Source organism: Kitasatospora sp. NPDC101183 (assembly GCF_044767945.1).
GTDB lineage: Bacteria > Actinomycetota > Actinomycetes > Streptomycetales > Streptomycetaceae > Kitasatospora.
The window spans coordinates 132240-147707 of record NZ_JBIWOW010000009.1 but is presented as its reverse complement, the minus strand read 5'-3'; the positions used below and the strand labels follow the sequence as shown (position 1 = coordinate 147707).

Annotated in this window: 18 protein-coding genes; 11 read left to right on the top strand and 7 right to left on the bottom strand. The window is 70.6% G+C overall.

Features of this window, described 5'->3' with window-relative positions:
• Position 1: 1 nt before the first annotated feature.
• The 5 genes from kdpF to ACIRRS_RS14935 form a co-directional block, all read right to left on the bottom strand.
• Positions 2-91 (bottom strand): K(+)-transporting ATPase subunit F, encoded by a 90-nt coding sequence (kdpF, locus tag ACIRRS_RS14955; protein ID WP_037971201.1) that lies wholly within the window; start codon positions 89-91, stop codon positions 2-4.
• A gap of 388 nt (positions 92-479) precedes the next feature.
• The gene (locus tag ACIRRS_RS14950) at positions 480-2315 is read right to left on the bottom strand and encodes an APC family permease (protein ID WP_402970097.1); all 1836 of its coding nucleotides are present in this window, start codon (positions 2313-2315) and stop codon (positions 480-482) included.
• A gap of 680 nt (positions 2316-2995) precedes the next feature.
• Positions 2996-3712: a TIGR02391 family protein gene (locus tag ACIRRS_RS14945; protein WP_402970095.1), complete on the bottom strand. Its 717-nt coding sequence runs from the start codon at positions 3710-3712 to the stop codon at positions 2996-2998.
• Between the two features lie 135 nt (positions 3713-3847).
• Positions 3848-4138, bottom strand: coding sequence for a hypothetical protein (locus tag ACIRRS_RS14940; protein ID WP_402970092.1), 291 nt, complete (start codon positions 4136-4138; stop codon positions 3848-3850).
• Positions 4135-5127, bottom strand: a complete 993-nt coding sequence (locus tag ACIRRS_RS14935) for a GntR family transcriptional regulator (RefSeq protein ID WP_402970089.1) — start codon at positions 5125-5127, stop codon at positions 4135-4137. Before ACIRRS_RS14935 ends, ACIRRS_RS14940 begins: the two co-directional genes overlap by 4 nt.
• A gap of 479 nt (positions 5128-5606) precedes the next feature.
• On the opposite strand from ACIRRS_RS14935, the gene ACIRRS_RS14930 reads away from it, so the two are divergent.
• Positions 5607-6041: a GntR family transcriptional regulator gene (locus ACIRRS_RS14930; RefSeq protein WP_402970086.1), complete on the top strand. Its 435-nt coding sequence runs from the start codon at positions 5607-5609 to the stop codon at positions 6039-6041.
• A 20-nt stretch (positions 6042-6061) separates the two neighbouring features.
• Positions 6062-6619, top strand: a complete 558-nt coding sequence (locus tag ACIRRS_RS14925) for an HD domain-containing protein (RefSeq protein ID WP_402970083.1) — start codon at positions 6062-6064, stop codon at positions 6617-6619.
• Here ACIRRS_RS14925 and ACIRRS_RS14920 read toward each other — a convergent pair.
• Together ACIRRS_RS14920 and ACIRRS_RS14915 are read right to left on the bottom strand one after the other, a co-directional pair.
• Positions 6616-7089, bottom strand: a complete 474-nt coding sequence (locus ACIRRS_RS14920; protein WP_402970080.1) for an NUDIX hydrolase — start codon at positions 7087-7089, stop codon at positions 6616-6618. The genes ACIRRS_RS14925 and ACIRRS_RS14920 overlap by 4 nt on opposite strands.
• Positions 7086-7856, bottom strand: coding sequence for a helix-turn-helix domain-containing protein (locus ACIRRS_RS14915; protein ID WP_402970078.1), 771 nt, complete (start codon positions 7854-7856; stop codon positions 7086-7088). Before ACIRRS_RS14915 ends, ACIRRS_RS14920 begins: the two co-directional genes overlap by 4 nt.
• A 938-nt stretch (positions 7857-8794) precedes the next feature.
• On the opposite strand from ACIRRS_RS14915, the gene ACIRRS_RS14910 reads away from it, so the two are divergent.
• The 9 genes from ACIRRS_RS14910 (at position 8795) to ACIRRS_RS14870 (ending at position 15262) form a co-directional block, all read left to right on the top strand.
• Positions 8795-9034: a hypothetical protein gene (locus ACIRRS_RS14910; RefSeq protein ID WP_402970075.1), complete on the top strand. Its 240-nt coding sequence runs from the start codon at positions 8795-8797 to the stop codon at positions 9032-9034.
• The gene (locus ACIRRS_RS14905) at positions 9034-9390 is read left to right on the top strand and encodes a WhiB family transcriptional regulator (RefSeq protein ID WP_402970072.1); all 357 of its coding nucleotides are present in this window, start codon (positions 9034-9036) and stop codon (positions 9388-9390) included. The genes ACIRRS_RS14910 and ACIRRS_RS14905 overlap by 1 nt, the downstream gene beginning before the upstream one ends.
• On the top strand, positions 9390-9656 hold the full coding sequence (locus ACIRRS_RS14900; protein WP_402970070.1) for a hypothetical protein: 267 nt from the start codon (positions 9390-9392) through the stop codon (positions 9654-9656). The genes ACIRRS_RS14905 and ACIRRS_RS14900 overlap by 1 nt, the downstream gene beginning before the upstream one ends.
• Positions 9653-10294: a hypothetical protein gene (locus tag ACIRRS_RS14895; protein ID WP_402970067.1), complete on the top strand. Its 642-nt coding sequence runs from the start codon at positions 9653-9655 to the stop codon at positions 10292-10294. Before ACIRRS_RS14900 ends, ACIRRS_RS14895 begins: the two co-directional genes overlap by 4 nt.
• On the top strand, positions 10291-11445 hold the full coding sequence (locus tag ACIRRS_RS14890) for a hypothetical protein (protein ID WP_402970065.1): 1155 nt from the start codon (positions 10291-10293) through the stop codon (positions 11443-11445). The genes ACIRRS_RS14895 and ACIRRS_RS14890 overlap by 4 nt, the downstream gene beginning before the upstream one ends.
• 85 nt (positions 11446-11530) lie before the next feature.
• Positions 11531-11821 (top strand): hypothetical protein, encoded by a 291-nt coding sequence (locus ACIRRS_RS14885; protein WP_402970062.1) that lies wholly within the window; start codon positions 11531-11533, stop codon positions 11819-11821.
• A gap of 99 nt (positions 11822-11920) precedes the next feature.
• A complete protein-coding gene (locus ACIRRS_RS14880) occupies positions 11921-14248 on the top strand; it encodes an FtsK/SpoIIIE domain-containing protein (protein ID WP_402970059.1) in 2328 nt (775 codons plus the stop codon).
• 266 nt (positions 14249-14514) lie between these two features.
• On the top strand, positions 14515-14706 hold the full coding sequence (locus ACIRRS_RS14875; protein ID WP_402970056.1) for a hypothetical protein: 192 nt from the start codon (positions 14515-14517) through the stop codon (positions 14704-14706).
• 13 nt (positions 14707-14719) lie between these two features.
• Positions 14720-15262, top strand: coding sequence for a hypothetical protein (locus tag ACIRRS_RS14870; RefSeq protein ID WP_402970053.1), 543 nt, complete (start codon positions 14720-14722; stop codon positions 15260-15262).
• The last annotated feature ends 206 nt before the right edge of the window (positions 15263-15468 follow it).

The following is a 15468-nucleotide window of genomic DNA, read 5'->3' as shown; positions in this document are numbered from 1 at the left end:
GTCAGAACTTCTCCGGGAAGATCAGCGCCACGACGAGATAGCCGACGAGCGCGACGGCCACGATCAGACCAGCGATGTTTTCCGCGCTCACAGCTTCTCCACCCCCCGCGCGATCAGGGCGATGACGGCGAACACGGCGACCGTGACACCGACGTAGATGAGATCGGACATGGGCTCCACCAGAGCGGTTCGGGAGACTGCCGCGTGCGGGTTTCGGGCCTCGCGCGGCGCCGGAGGACGACCGGCAGATGCAGCAAACCAGCCAGTCGGGGCGCGTCAGGGGGCCCTGACGCCCTCCATACGGGTGATAGCGCCGCGTTGACGCGACTTTGACGCCTCCTTCACCGGGCCGAGACCGCCGTGATCCGGCCGAGACCGTCGGGCCGGGGCCCCTGGCCGGTTCCGTGGACGCGGAAGGACGCGGAAGGGCCCGGAACAGCGCGTTCGCCGTCCCGGGCCCTTTCCTTCTCTCGTCTCCGCTACATCCGCATCCGCAGGCGGCAGACCACCGCGTCGGTGTGCCGGCGCAGGGCGCGGTCGATCACCGCGCCGCGACGGTTCTGCAGCGCCCGCTGCCACCAGTGCGCGGGCTCCACCTCGGGGATCAGGACGGTCAGCCGGTCGTACGCGTGCTCGCGCCCGAGCTCGTTGACGAACTCCGCGATCGGCTGGCCGAGCCTGCGGTGCCCGTCCGGGATCTCCACCAGGGGCACCCCCGGCTGCCACAACTCCCAGTCCCTGCGCAGCGCTTCGGCCTGCGCGGGCTCGTACACGACCGTCACCGCCATCACCTCGTCGCCGAGCGAGAGCGCCGCCGAGAGGCCGTCCCGGGTGAGCCTGGTGATCGCCGTCACCGGGACGACGACCAGGCTGCGCTGGCGGGTCACCGCACCGGGCACCCGGCCGAGCTCCAGCCGCTCGCCGATGCGGGCGTAACTGCGGTGGACGGCCTCGAACAGCACCACCAGCAGCGGCAGGGCCACGACGATGCCCCAGGCGCCCTCGGTGAACTTGGTGCCGGTGACCACGAGGGTCGCGACGCCGGTGAGGACGGCCCCGAAGCCGTTGAGCGCCGCCTTGCCCCGCCAGCCGGGCGGGCGCAGCAGGTACCAGTGCCGGACCATGCCGACCTGGCAGATGGTGAAGCCGACGAAGACGCCGATCGAGAACAGCGGCACCAGGTCGTTGACGTCGCCGCCGGAGCCGACCAGCAGCGCCGCCGAGACGGCGGCCAGGAACAGCACGCCGTAGCGGTACACCTGGCGGTCGGCGCGCAGGGCGAACACGTGCGGAAGGTGGTTGTCCCGGGCGAGCAGGTCCATCAGCACCGGCAGGCCGCCGAAGGAGGTGTTCGCGGCGAGGCCGAGCAGGATCACGGTGGCGAACTGGACGACGTAGAAGCCGATCCCGTGGCCGAGCGAGGCGTCGGCGAGCTGGGCGAGCACGGTGACGCCCTCGACGGGCTGGAGGTGGAAGCGGCCGATCAGCACGGCCAGTCCGATCAGCATCACACCGAGCAGGGCGCCGAGCATGACCTCGGTGCGCTGGGCGCGCTTGGCCCGCGGGGTGCGGAAGGAGGGGACGGCGTTGGCCACGGCTTCGACGCCCGTCAAGGCGGAGCAGCCGGCCGCGAACGCCTTGAGCAGCAGCAGCGCGCCCACGCTCGTCGCGTTCTCGGCGAGCACCGAGGCGTGTCCGGCGGCGGCCGCCGTGCTGGCGGGGGCGTCCCTGAACAGGCCGACGACGACGATCGCCAGGATCGACAGCACGAACACCGCCGTCGGCACCATGAACCAGCGGGCCGACTCGGCTATGCCGCGCAGGTTCACGGCCGTGACCAGGGCGAGGACGCCGAGGCAGAGCCAGACACGGTCCCCGTACAGGCCGGGGTAGGCGGAGGTGAGCGCGGCCACGCCGGCCGTCACCGAGACCGCGACGTTCAGGACGTAGTCGATCACCAGCGAGGCCGCCGCCGTCAGCGCCGTCCGCCGGCCCAGGTGCGCCTTGGCCACCGCGTACGATCCGCCGCCGTCCGGGAACGCCGCGATCACCTGCCGGTAGGAGGCCACCAGCACGGCGAGCAGCACGGCGATCGCCACCGTCACCGGCAGCGTGAACCCGAGCCCGTACGCACCGGCGGCTGCCAGCACCAGCACGATCGACTCCGGGCCGTACGCCACCGAGGCCATCGCGTCCAGCGACAGCGCCGCCAGGCCGCCCACCGCGGACAGCCGGTGCCGCTCGTCCCCGTGGCCGGTATCCGGCGGCTCTTCGGGCTCGGCCGTCACGGCCGGGGTACTGATGGCGCTGGACATCGGACGGGACCTCCGCAGTGAGCTGGTGCTCAGATCCTGCGTCCCCGCACCCCGCCCGCTCCCCCGCCCCTACGCGTTCCTGACGCCCCCACGAACCCCTTTGACGCCCTCTTGACGCCCCCGCCCCAGAAGCCATGGTGGGGGTGGGCCGAGCCGCTGTCCCGGCGGACGCCGGTTGGGAAGACGACCAGCTCGATCGAAGGACTCCCACCCCCAGCCCCCACTCTGCTGCCCCACCCCCGTAATTGCAAGCCATGCGCAATAACGCCACCACCCCACCCCGGGCACACGAAACGGCCCCCGCTCCGCGTTTCCGCAGATCGGGGGCCGTTTCTCCACCCGGTGGCTGCTGCGGGGCTCGAACCTGCGCAGCTTGCGCGGCACACCCACAGGCCGCTGGCTGCACCCGCCCTGACCAGCCAACTCTTCTACGCGGACTGGATCTGGTCCGCCACCGGTCCGGATCATGGTCTCGACGACCTCCCCTGGACTCACTCCCCCAAGCACCCAAAGGGCCACGTCGGGCAGCGATCTCCGCTGCCCACGCGGCCCTTCTGTGTTTCAGCTCATACCCCGCCGACGCCAAGGTCGGGCCAGGCCTGCGAGGAGTAGGCGTTGAGCAGTCGACCAGCACGAGGCCATCGGACACTCCGATGGCCTCGCAGCCGCACCCTGCTCCCTCACGACGTGCTCTCAACTGCCGCGCTATCAATCCACCGGGCCAGAAGGCTCAGCGCGGCAAGCTGCTCCAGGGCTTCCGCCTCGGGAAGCTCGGGCAGGCTGTCCTCATGGCTGTTGGGATTGCGGATGGCTGCAAAGCAACCCTCAGCAAAGGCCATCACTCCTCGTTGAGTGCTCTTATACGTGTCAGAGCCATCATCTGGGACGATCCGGAGCCGAGGCCTGCCCACGGCTGGAGCATTAGCGCTGAGAGCCTCTTGGAAGAGCTTGATCTCGGACAGGTCTCGGCGTTCGAGCTTGTTCTGCGCCTCCGCATTGATCTTGCGGGCAGCTGCAGTGACAGCCTCCCGGAAATGGCCGCTCTGCCACAGCGAACTAGCCCCCTCCCAAGCCCACGGGTGGAACGTGGAGGCGCTGATCTGCGGCGCATTGTCTCCGAGCTTCTCTCGGATCTCAGCTTCGCGCTCAAGGGTCACAACAGCTCGTTGAGCAGCCTCGCGGTGACGCGCCCAGTAGTCCGAGAGGGACCCGAGTCCTACTACCCTGTGATGCCATCGGGGGAACACCCGATCAAGGATCTGCTCAACAACCTGAGCGCTGGCGATGAGCTCAGCATCGTCACCTTTGGTTCGGAAAGCAGTCTTCACCCGGGGCCTCGAGGCCAGACCGATGAAGTGTTTCAGCTCACCGAGGGCCCAATCTGTGTCAATCGCCATAGGTAGAGCATGCCGAGACTCGAGGGTTCCATCCAGAGAATTTGGAAGTTCACCAGCCCATCGCTCAGTTCGCACCAGCCCTGGCCTGTGGACCGATCCACGCAAGGCCCCTTTCGCACGACCTGTGCGAAACATTCAGGCTAGGGCGTCGGCCATGAGCTTCATCGAGTCCACGATCACCACCGCCCCGGCGGCAGCCAACTTGGCGCCCTTCCCCAGCTTGTTGGCGTAGCCGATCGTCGGGGCTCCGGCGGCCGCCCCGGCCGGGTCCTGCCCGCCGGTGGCGAGCAGGCCCTCGCGGAGTCGGCGGGCGACCTCTGAGGCGGGGCAGCCGGCGAAAACCGAGCAGGCCGGGCCGTCGAAGTCGAGGAGGATGTGCTTCACCGGCCGCAGGACGGCGGCGAGTTGCTCGGGGGTGGCGATCATGGCTGCCGCTCGTAGGCGATGGTGCTCCACACGCTGTCGAACCACATCTGGGCCTGCTGGACGTATTGGGAGCCGAGCGAGGCGTCGTCCGGGCCAGCGACGTGGTGTCCTTGCCGGTCACGCCGAAGAAGGTGTGGGCGGTGTCGTCGATCGTGACGGTGCGCTCGCGGAGCGGGTGGAAGCCGGAGAACGCCTCCGTCCCGTTCAGGATGTACAGCTTGAACAGGCTGGATGCCCGGTGGACCTTGACCTGGACGCTGGCCTTCTGGACGAGGCCCAGTTCGGGGAGCGTCTCGACCGAGTGGGCGATGTTGCGGGCGCGCTGCTGGAGGGCGGCTTCGTCCTGGAGGCCGTAGACGAGGACGGGCACGGCCATCGGTGCCGTCGTGTCGGGCAGCAGCAGCCGGACCGTGATGGACTCCGGCGCGCGGCGGCCGGAGCGGACCTTGCCCAGCGGCACGTGCTGCTACTCGAAGGCGGCCTCCAGGTGCGGCCGGAGCCCCGACCGGGCGGGAGGTGCGGTCGCGGACGAAGGAGCCGCTCCCCTGGCGGGTGACCATCAGGCCCTCGGTGCGGAGCAGGTCGAGCGCCTTGTCCACCGTTCCGCGCACCACGCCGAAGTGCTTCACCAACTCGAGGCCCACAGGATGCTTCCGACCTGCTGATACGGCGGGGGCGAGCCATCCCCGCCGGCGTTCAAGAACCGTGATCTTTGGTCCGCCCCTGGTCCGGAACTGCTGGTCAGGGGCGGTATTCGGGCGGAATGAAGTGAGACAAGCCACCCATAACGACCACCTGCCGTAGCCGCGCGTTCGAATACGACGAAAGAGCCCCTGATCAGCGTTTCCGCTGATCAGGGGCTCTTTCGTATCCCTGTGGCTGGTGCAGGGTTCGAACCTGCGTAGCTTACGCGGCAGATTTACAGACCACGCGCACGACCGCTTCTGACCTGCGGCGCAGCCGTGGCCAACGTCACCCACCCCACGCATGCCCCACCGAGCCTCACAGCCCCTGGCCCCCATGAAGACCATTCAATCGAGTACAGCGCAGTCGTTGAAGAAGAAGCTGAAACACCGCCTCGCGGGTGTTTCAGCTTCTTCTCCGCAGCGAGCCGCTCCGGACAGCGGACGCTGCGCTGTCCGGGCCCTGTCCGGACAATCACCCCAGGTCAACGCACCTCCCAGGACACCCGGACAGCCCGGACACTTCCCCCGTCGAGGCTGTCCGGTCGGTCCACAGCACCTGACAGAACCCACACCCGCAACCCCAAGGGCCGGGACCGGACAGTGAATCGCTGTCCGGTCCCGGCCCTATTCGTGTTCTCGCCCACACGCACCAAGGAACGGCGACTTGCCCGCCTGGCGTCACGGGTTGGCTCTCGACGATAGGTGATCGTCCGAGACTCTGGTACCCACCCCTCGCAATCGTTCATCCTGACTAGGCATCTACCTAGAGAAGGGAACGGCCAGTGCCTGAGCGGAGCCCGCGAGGTACCTACCTGCGGATCGCAGATGCCATCCGCGCCGAGATCAGCGGGGACTTCACCGCCACGTCCCTTCCATCCGAGGCCCAGCTCATGCAAACCCATGGAGCGGGTCGCACCACGGTACGTCGCGCCCTCGGCGTCCTTGCGGCCGAAGGACTGGTCCGATCAGAGCCCGGAGCTGGGTGGGTCGTTGTAGGCACGGAGCCCAAGCTCCCAGTGCTCGACCAGCTCACCGCGCTGGTTCGGACGCTCAGCATCGGGGCCAACTTCCCATCAGAGGCCGAACTGACCGAGTCCACTGGCGCCTCAAGAGGCACCGTACGCCGGGCGTTGGCGAAGCTAGAGGGAGCCGGCGTTCTCGAAGTACGCCACGGTAAGGGCCGACACGTCCGCGCTTTGCCCAAGAGTTCGTCCTAACCACAGCAATCAAGGAGCAGATGCCCGTGTGGGCCTACGAGCTTGCCGAGTCCCTTCTGTCGTCCGACCTGCCGCGTCGCTGGTCCCACTCCCTTGGGGTGGCTGGCAAGGCCCGGACCCTGGCCAGCACCCTCGGCCCGGATGCCAAGCTACTGGAGTCCGCCGCCGTTCTTCACGATGTCGGGTACTCGCCTCGAATCGCCAGCATCGGGACCGGCTTCCACCCCCTTGACGGCGCCCGGTTCCTCCGGGTGGAGGGTGTGGACGAGCGGGTCGTACGGCTGGTCGCCCATCACTCGTGCGCGCTGCTTGAAGCGGAGGAGCGCGGGCTTCGGCACGAGTTGGAGGCTGAGTTCCCGCTGGAGGAGCCTCACCTGGTCGACGCACTGATCTACTGCGACATGACCACCACGCCGGACGGTACGCCGACGACAACGCCCGACCGAATCTCGGAGATCGTCGGTCGGTACGGGTCGGACAGCATCGTCGGCCGGTTCATCCGCCGCGCCGAGCCTGAGATCGATGCGGCTGCACGCCGAGTAGAAAGTCGGCTGCTCAGGATCGGTACCACTGCCTAGCCGATGTACGGCTCGATGCGGCCCGGCTCCAAACCGTGCGCGATCCGCAGCCGCATCGACGGGTGGATGTCGAGGTCGTCGAGGTCTGCCGGGCTCACCCAACGAACCTCCTTCGACTCCGAGCTGGTTCGCAGGATGCCGCCAACAGGACGCGCCTTGAAGCAGATGCTGAACTGCTGCCGGACCTCGCCGTCGTCGTATGCCATGACGTGGGCCGGGTCCGTGTAGAGGCCGACGACCGACGAGACCTCGACGTCGATCCCCGTCTCCTCCCGCACCTCGCGGACGACGGTGTCCGCCACGGACTCCCCGATGTCGTGCCCACCACCTGGGAGGGCCCACAGGTCGTTGTCCGTCTTATGGATCAGCAGCAACTGCCCCTCGGCGTCCGTCACGACGGCAGTGACGGACGGCACGACCGAGTTCGCTGGCGGGGCCGCTGGATCATGGAAGTAGTCGATGCGGCTCATGCTGCCTCGCTTTCGAGCTGGGGCGAGGTGATGATCCGGGAGCCCTCCCAGATCCGTTCGATGCTCGCCGCATAGGTGCTGAACAGTTCCCCTCCGGGCACCTGGGAGAGGTGCATTACCGGCGCCAGATAGGCGCCGACGCCGTAGACGTGCCCGTTGACGAGCATGTCGTCGTCGGCGCGATAGAGCGAGTTGTAGAGCGTCGTCGTGTGCAACCGAAACTCGACTCCAGGAAGGCCGAACAGAGGCGCGTAGTTGGCGAGTGCGTTTCGGATCTTGCCCGCCATCGCAGGGCCGATCCCCTCGTCCTCTCCGCGCTGTGCCACGCCCGCGCAGTCGGGGTCGCCCAGCATGAGCCGTACTGGCACGCCAGCCTGGGCCTTCTCCCGGATGAGCCGGAAGAACAGCGGGTCCTCCGAGAGCCAAAACCCGGCGTACACCACCAGGTCGAAGTGCTGCTCGGCGCTCGCGTAGAGGGACGTCCACAAATCCTTCGGCACGACCGCCCGGTGTGGGTACAGCTTGACCAACTCCGCCCGTCCGGCCTCGGCGGTCGCGCTGCTGGTCTGCTCGTCCGACCATAGGTCCGACAGGTCTCGCTGCAACAGGTTCGCGAGCGCGTACTGGAATCGACGGTACGGCCGGCGCTCGTCCTTGGCCTCCACCCATCGTTCGACGGTCCGTGGGCTTACGCCGAGCCGCTCCGCGATCTTCTCGACGGTCAGATTGCTTGCGAGGATCGCCCCTCGCAGCCTCTCATTGGCCATCTCGCCCTCCCCTGGACGAAGTTGTGGCGCTTGGACGATCTGGGACGACTCGACCGTAGCGAAGTCGGATCGTAGTCGTCCAGATGCGCCGTGTTCCGACAGCGCCGGAGAGCCGAATCTATTGATGCGCGGTCGGGGCTCACCGACCAAAACAAGCGAAGGACTTGACGAAGCGTCTGCTTCTCGGCATCGTAAGAGACATGTTCAACATGTCTCGCATGGCGAGGCGGGCGAACTGAGAGCCCTTCTTTGGGCTGCTCTGAGCTGGACAAATGCGCCCGGAAGTTGGCTCGCGAGGGCCTGCCAAGGAAGCGCAGTTCCTTCAAAACTCCACAGAGTGACTATCGCGACAAGGGGTCTTCCCTTGTCCCCGCTGCGGACCGGGAGATGTCCGCCCCTTCGGCGACCACTTCTCGTCGCACCGGCTCTGGAGAACACCTCGTTCGCGAGGTGCCACCTGGTGCGCGTCGCCCTGCTGACGCCAGAGCAGTGACCATGGCGCACCCGTTCACGGGCTCGGGACCGGCTGGAGTGGCAACGACGGCCCGGTGAAGCCCAGCGCCCTTGCCCTGCCGATGTTGAGCAGAGCGAGGCGCCGACCCCAGGCCCGTAAGACCTGACGCCCGTAGGACGGGCAACCCCAACCACCCGCCCCGCCACGGGCCTTGACCTAAGGAGGGCGCGCCCATGGGCATGCCCCAGAGCTATATCCGGCCCCGCCGCTGACGGCGGGCGGGGCTCACTGCTTCGGTCGCTCACCAGCGATCACGGTGCCCGGCGCGACCCGGCCGCCCTCACGGCGGTTGGCGCGCGTCGGGTGCCGCGGCTGCTCGTGACCCATCGAGTTGCCGGGCCCCACAAGTCGGGCCGCCGCGCTCCGGCCAAGGAAGCGTGCGGCGGCCCTCGGGCCCACCGTCAACCAAGAAAGAGGTGATCCCGTGCGACTGATTGTCGCAGGACAGGAGGCCCATTCGGCCTCGGAGTTCGCCGAGCTCGCGCTCGGCGTGAACACGGACCCGCCCGCCGACGGCGTCCGCGAGTCGACCGCCGACCGGGCGGTGCGTCTCGCGGTGGCCCGGGAGGGCCTGCGGGACCTGGCCCCGGCCCCGGCCCGCACCGCCAAGGCGCTGCGCCGCCCAGAGCGCTTCCAGTCGCTGGACTGGAAGGCGGCCGCGTGATGACCGTACGCATCATTCGCCGCAGCGTTCGCGGTACCACCGTCCCGAACCCGGCCGGACGCCCCGCGAGGCCGTTCGTCGAGATCGTCCCGCAGCAGGACGGCGACCTGCACGGCGCCGCCTGCACCCGTCCCGACGTGGACCCGGACTGGTTCTTCCCGGACGACGAGGACGAGGTCGGCGAGCGCCGCGCGAAGCGGATCTGCGCCGGATGCCCGGTGCGGGAGATGTGCCTGGCGCTGGCCATCAAGCGCGGCGAGGGGCACGGCATCTTCGGCGGCCTCGATGCCACCGAGCGCCGGGCCCTGACCCGCCAGCAGCGCCGCGCGGCCGGCCGGGACGGGAGGGCCGCGTGATGGCCCACGCCAAGCGCCTGGGCTGGGCGGCGGGGCTGCTCGCCCTGGCCTTCCCCACCGCCGCCAAGACCGTCCTCGCCTTCACCGCCGCGCTGGTCACGCTGCTGCTGGCCCACCCGGCCGGCACGTGCGCCGTGGGCGCCGGGCTGCTGCTGATGAGCATGCTGCCCGCCCTGCGCCGCCGCACCGTCCGCGCCCGCCGCCGCCGTGAAATGCGCGGCCTGATGTCCACGATCCGCCTCGACCTCGCAGGAGGGGCCCGATGAACACCGCCACCACCGAGCCCGGTACGGGCTGGCACTTCGAGTACAACACCGGGATCCGCACCCGCCACCCGCTCCCGGACGTCGCCCGCCCGACCACCCGCTACCGCATCCTCGGCCTGGATGACGACCAGTTGCGACGTGACATCGCCGTCCATGAGGCCGGACACGCCACGCTCCTGCTCTTCTGGGGAATCCCCTTCGAGTTCGTCGAGATCGCCGCCGACCTCGGCAAGGGCTCCGGGTCCGGCGGACGTGTCGCTATCTCCGGCACCGCGCCGTTCGAGCACGTGATCGTGGAGCTGGCCGCTGGCGAGCGCGCCGAGGACCGATGGATGCGCGAAGTTGGGCTGTGGTCGCCGCAGCGCGCCTTCGCCGTCGAGATCGGGGCCTGCGGGGACCGTCGCGCGATTGATACCGCCGTGCGGACGGTCCACGGCACCGGACTGACCTACGGCACCAGCACCGACTGGACGCGCGACCTGGCCGCCCTGCACCAGCGGGCCGACGAGGCCGTCGACGCCGTGTGGGACAGGGTGCTGACACTGGCAGAAGCGCTGGAGCGAAACGGCCGCCTCACCCACGAACAGGCGGCCGAGGCCGCCGGGTTCACCCCGGTCGGGATCGGGGGTGCCCGGTGAGCGTCACCGAGTTGCGGCCCACCGGTCGCACCCGCGCCCCGGTCAAGGGCGTCTCGAAGGAGGTTGCCGAGGCCGAGGCTCTGCGGGCCAAGACCGAAACGGCCAGGGCCGCTGCCGACATCGCCAACCAGGTCAAGGCCGCCAAGGCCGCCGCCGAGATCGCCGAGGGCGAGGCGAAGGCCGACGAGATCCGCCAGCAGTCCGCCGACCGGCGGGCCGAGGCCGCCCGCCTGCGGGGCGAGAGCGAGGCCGCGCGGAACAAGGCCGCCCGCTCGGCCGACCAGTGGCGCAAGTCCGCGAAGGCCATCGCGATCACCTGCGTGATCGTGTCGCTGCCCTTGCAGATGATGGCGTTCTGGTCGCCCGGTGCACCGTTCCTGCTGGCTGCCCCGCTCGTTCTCGAAGGACTCGCGTGGGCGCTGCTCAAGGGCGCCGAGGCCGCGATCGACGAGGCCCGTCCATCCTGGCACTACCGGGCGCTCGCCGGTGCGGTCGCGCTGTTCGCCGCCGCCGTCAACTACCTGCACGGCTCTGCCGAGTTCGGCCTCGGCACGGGGCTGGGCGGGGCGTTCTGCTCGCTGGCCGGCCCAATGGTGTGGGATCTGCACGAGCACGGCCGTATCCTCAAGCGCGAGGGCCGAACGTCCCGGCGCGAGCGCCGCGAGGAAGCCCGCCGCCTGGCCGCCGAGGCCGCCGAGAAGACGGCCGCCGAGCAGCGCGAGGCCGACGACCTCGCCGCCCGCGAGACCATCCGCTCGCAGCAGTGGCCGCAGGTGTGGGAGCGCGCCGTCGCCCTCGCCGCCGCCCTCGGCGAACTCCACCCGAGCGACCCGACGTGGAAGCGCGCGTGGGACGACGTCCAGGGCGCCGCCCTCGGCGACACCGCCGACGTCATCGCCGCCCGCGTGGCCGCCAAAGCCGCCGTCAAGGACGCCGCCAAAGACCAGCCAAACCAGGGCGAAAAGGCTGAAAAGCCGCAGGTCGAATCCCAGGTGCCCACCCCCGACAAGGGCACGCGTGTGCGGACCACGGACGGGCGCCGCAGCAACGGCGGCACCCCGCCCCTGCGCCGCGCCGGCGACACCATCGGCTACTCACCCATCGCCCGCCGCGCCATGTCCGCCGCCGCTCGCCAGCGCGCCGCCGGCTGACCTGGTGTCGCACCCCGCCTTCGATGCCGACACCGCCTGAACCGTCACCTCAACTCGCCTACACCACAGCCCCTTTGGAGGAGCAGTGAGCATCGCCACCCGCTCGAAGCGCCTGCCCGTCGTCCGTGACTGCCGCCGCACCGTCATCCTCGACGGCCGGCCCTGCTCGCCCCGTCGCCTGTCCGTCTGGCAGGCCCGCAACGACGTGCGGGGACAGCGCCGCAACGGCGAGAGCGTCCACACCTACCGCACCACCGACCGCGACGGCGCCGAGGTGCTCGTCGCCTACGTCCGCACCGCCCCGGGCCCCTGGCACACCGTCGACCACGTCGCCTTCGTCTACGAGTTCCCCGTCGAGGCCCTGCTCGGCCTCTGACGCCCGGCGCAACCCCGGGGCGGCCGCTTCCGCCTGGCAGCCGACCGGCCGCCCCGGGCTCCCTCGTCCCGCAGCCCAAGCCGCGAGGAAGGTCCCTCAGTGAACCACGCAGAACACGACCCCACCGCCCTGCCCGACCCCGCCGACCAGGGCGGCGCCGAGGCGAAGATCCTGCCCTTCGACCGCCTCGCCAAGACCACCCCCGCCCCGGCCGACGCGCCGCCCCCGCCGCCCGCAGACGGGGCGGACGAGTCGGTGTACCTGCCCGAGGACGCCCCGGACGAGACCCCTGCGGTGGTCGCGGCCGCCGCCCGTACGGATCTGGCCGGGGACCGGCCGCTGATCCCCGCGTGGATCCGCAGCCCCGAGGGCCGTCGCACCATGGCCCGCGCCCGCGCCACACAAATGCGCCGCGCGGCCCGCCGCTGGACGGGGCGGCAGTCGACCACGCGCGGGCACCTCGCCCAGGCCGGTCGCGGCATCCGGCGCTCACACCAGTGGACGGCCGGGTTCGAGGGCGCCCACGTCCAGGCCGCCGCCCACCAGGCCCACATCGCCACCCGGGAGGCCCGCGACCTTGCCCGCCGCGCCCGCTTCACCCTGCTGCCCGGCGACCGGGCGCTCGCGCAGAAGAACAGCGAGGCCGCGTTCGCGGTCGCCGCCGCGGCGGTCGCCGCCCACAAGAAGGCCAAGTCCAACCGGCGCCGCGTGCGCTTCCTGCGCTCCCTGGTCGCCTACGGCCTCCCGCTGCTCACGGTCCTGACCGCCTACATCGCCCTCGGCACCACCGGCCTCGCGCTCGGCGCGCTGACCGTCTTCACCGTCGAGGCGTTCCTCGGCCGCCACCCGGACCGCGAGACCGAATGGGACGCCGACGTGCGCGCCCTCTCCGACGGCGACCCCATGACCGAATCGATGCTGGATCGGGCGTTCAAGGCCGCCCGCGTGATCGGCGAGAACCAGCGCCTGTCCATGGTCACCCCGTGCGCGATCGACCCGGCCGTGCCCAACGCCTGGCACGCCGTGTTCGACCTGCCCGACGTCACCGTGAAGAAGGCCCGCGACAAGGTCGACGAGATCGCCGCCGCGATGGGCATCGACCGCACCAACCTCGACATCCGCCAAGTCGGATCCAACGGGCGCCGCGTGGCGGTGTGGGCGTGCGGACAGGACCCGTTCCTGGCCACCCGCCGCAACCCGCTCGTGGCCGGGCAGGCCAAGCAGGTGAACATCTGGCGCGACGGCTTCCCCCTCGCCTTCGACAAGCGCGGCACCATCATCAAGCCGACCCTGTCCGACTACTCGTTCCTGTTCGCTGGCGCCACCCGCTCCGGCAAGGGCATGGGCATCGCCAACCTCCTCGCCGCCGCCCTGCTCGACCCCCGGGTCCGGATCCGCCTCTTCGACGGCAAAGGCGCAGGCGAGTACGTCCCCCACGCCCGCGTGCTGTCCACCTTCGTGCGCCGCAACCCCAAGCGCCTCGTGCAGTTCCTGCGCCTCATGGTCGAGGAGATGAACCGCCGCACCGAGATCCTCGTCGAGGCTGGCCTGTCCAAGGCCAACGAGAAGCTGGTCGAAAAGCTCGGCGGGATCGAGCTGATCATCATCGACGAACTCGCCCGCTACACCGCCAAGAGCGGCCCGTCGGGCCAGTACGCCGAGGAGATCACCGAACTCCTCGCCCAGCTCGGCGCGATCGGCGCCTCCGTCGGCATCGTGCTGGCCCTCGCCACCCAGTACCCGGACGCCGAGATCGTCACCCCGCGCCTGCGCGGCAACCTCGCCGCCCGCATGGCCATGCGCGTGGAGTCCCCCGGCGCCTCCAACATCGTCCTCGGCGACGGCATGGTCGGCCAGGGCTACGACGCCTCCAAGATCCCGATCGAGAAGACCAGCCGGGGCCGCGCCTGGCTGACCACCCCCGACACCGGCGTCATCGAGACCCGCTCCCTGTTCATCGACGAGGAGGCCGGGGAGATCCTGCCCCTGATCGAGCGCGGGATCGAACTACGACGGGAGGCCGGGTGCCTGCCCGGCCACTACGAGGACCCCGTCGAAGCCGCCATGACCGTCCTCACCGGCGTCAGCGCCGCCGCCGGCAGCGAGGACGGCCTCGGCAGCGTGATCCGCCGCACCGTCCTCGACCACATGATCACCGCCGCCGAGGCCACCGGCCACGGCTCGATCGCCAGCTCCGACCTGTTCGCCCACCTCGCCGCCGTCGACCCCGCCCGCTACGGACGCGGCCCCGCCGAGGCCGACGCCGCCTACCTCTCCCGCGCAGGGAAGGCCCTCAAGGCCCACCTCGCCGACCTCGGCGTCCCCGTCGAAGCCTCCCGCATCACCCTGCCGGACGGCTCCCGCCCCTCCGGATTCGAACTGGCCGCCCTGCGCAGGGCCGCCGCCGGCCTCGACACCGCCGCCTGACCCCGGCGCCCGATTCGCCCCGCTTCACACCCCTGACGCACCCCTGCCGCCACCGGGAAAACCCCAGGTCACAGCCCCGCAAGACCCTCGCCGAACCCCTGCCCGCGCCCGCCACCCGCACGCCCTCGCGGGCGGGTCCCGGCAGGGGTGCGCCGCCAACCGGCACCCCCGTGACCTGCGCTTTCGCGTGCCCGGCAGGGGTCCGTCAGGGCTCCACGCGCCCCTCGAACCACCTCAAACCACCCTCCCGGGAAGGGAGTCCGCCCGTGCTGTTCACCTTCTCCGCCGCCGTCTTCTTCGGCATCGTCCTGGCCGTGATGCTGCGCCAGAAGGCCGTGCCCCTCGGCGGCGCGATCGTCGCCGCGCTGTTCGGCTTCTACCTCGCCAGCACCGGCGCCGCCCCCGCCGTCAACGACGCCGTCACCAACCTCCTCCACGCCCTTCCCGGCGCGCACTGACCCGGGGCCCGCGATGACCACCGCCCTCGCCGCGCTGCTCCCGGACCTGTCCTTCGTCGCCGACGGCGGCGAACTCGTCCGCGAGATCGAGCGCTACCTCGCCACTCTCCCCGCCCCCGCCCCGGCGCGCTTCCCGGTCCCGCAGATCTGCGCGCTCGGCCAAGCTCCCGTCGCCTGGGACCTCGGCCAGAGTCGCCCCCGCCCCACCCTGATCGACCGCGCCCGCCGCCGCGCACCCGCCCCCGTCCCCATCGACACCGCCACCCACCTGCGCCTCGTCTCCCGCTACCTCACCGTCCACGGCTGGTGCCAGGGCCGCCTGTTCGACGAAGCCGGACGCGCCTGCGTCCTCGGCGCCCAACTCGCCGTCCTCGCCACCGGATACGGCACCCAGGCCACCGCCATGGACGCCCGCCGCCACCTCATGGAGCAGTTCACCGCCCTCGACCACACCGTGCGCTGCGTCGACCAGTGGAACGACACCCCCGGCCGCACCCCGGCCCAGGTCCACCGCCAGCTCGACATCGCCCACTCCCACGCCACCCACCGCCGCTGACCAGGAAGGACCGACCAGCCATGACCATCCCCGCCGAACTCGACATCAGCGGCCCCTACTTCCTGCGCCGCAAGACCGCCCGCCTGCTACCCGAGGCCGCCGCCCTCGTCACCGCCCACATGCGCGAGCCCATGCCGCCCACCCTCGTACGCCTGGCCCACCCCGGCCAGTTCGGACCCGCCGTCATCCAGGCCACCGGCGGCAAC

Excerpts from the sequence above, each read along its gene's own strand:
- ACIRRS_RS14950 (WP_402970097.1), bottom strand. The coding sequence starts at position 2,315 with ATGTCCAGCGCCATCAGTACCCCGGCCGTGACGGCCGAGCCCGAAGAG.
- ACIRRS_RS14945 (WP_402970095.1), bottom strand. The coding sequence starts at position 3,712 with ATGGCGATTGACACAGATTGGGCCCTCGGTGAGCTGAAACACTTCATC.
- ACIRRS_RS14940 (WP_402970092.1), bottom strand. The coding sequence starts at position 4,138 with ATGATCGCCACCCCCGAGCAACTCGCCGCCGTCCTGCGGCCGGTGAAG.
- ACIRRS_RS14935 (WP_402970089.1), bottom strand. The coding sequence starts at position 5,127 with ATGCGTGGGGTGGGTGACGTTGGCCACGGCTGCGCCGCAGGTCAGAAG.
- ACIRRS_RS14925 (WP_402970083.1), top strand. The coding sequence starts at position 6,062 with ATGCCCGTGTGGGCCTACGAGCTTGCCGAGTCCCTTCTGTCGTCCGAC.
- ACIRRS_RS14920 (WP_402970080.1), bottom strand. The coding sequence starts at position 7,089 with ATGAGCCGCATCGACTACTTCCATGATCCAGCGGCCCCGCCAGCGAAC.
- ACIRRS_RS14915 (WP_402970078.1), bottom strand. The coding sequence starts at position 7,856 with ATGGCCAATGAGAGGCTGCGAGGGGCGATCCTCGCAAGCAATCTGACC.
- ACIRRS_RS14905 (WP_402970072.1), top strand. The coding sequence starts at position 9,034 with ATGACCGTACGCATCATTCGCCGCAGCGTTCGCGGTACCACCGTCCCG.
- ACIRRS_RS14900 (WP_402970070.1), top strand. The coding sequence starts at position 9,390 with ATGGCCCACGCCAAGCGCCTGGGCTGGGCGGCGGGGCTGCTCGCCCTG.
- ACIRRS_RS14895 (WP_402970067.1), top strand. The coding sequence starts at position 9,653 with ATGAACACCGCCACCACCGAGCCCGGTACGGGCTGGCACTTCGAGTAC.
- ACIRRS_RS14870 (WP_402970053.1), top strand. The coding sequence starts at position 14,720 with ATGACCACCGCCCTCGCCGCGCTGCTCCCGGACCTGTCCTTCGTCGCC.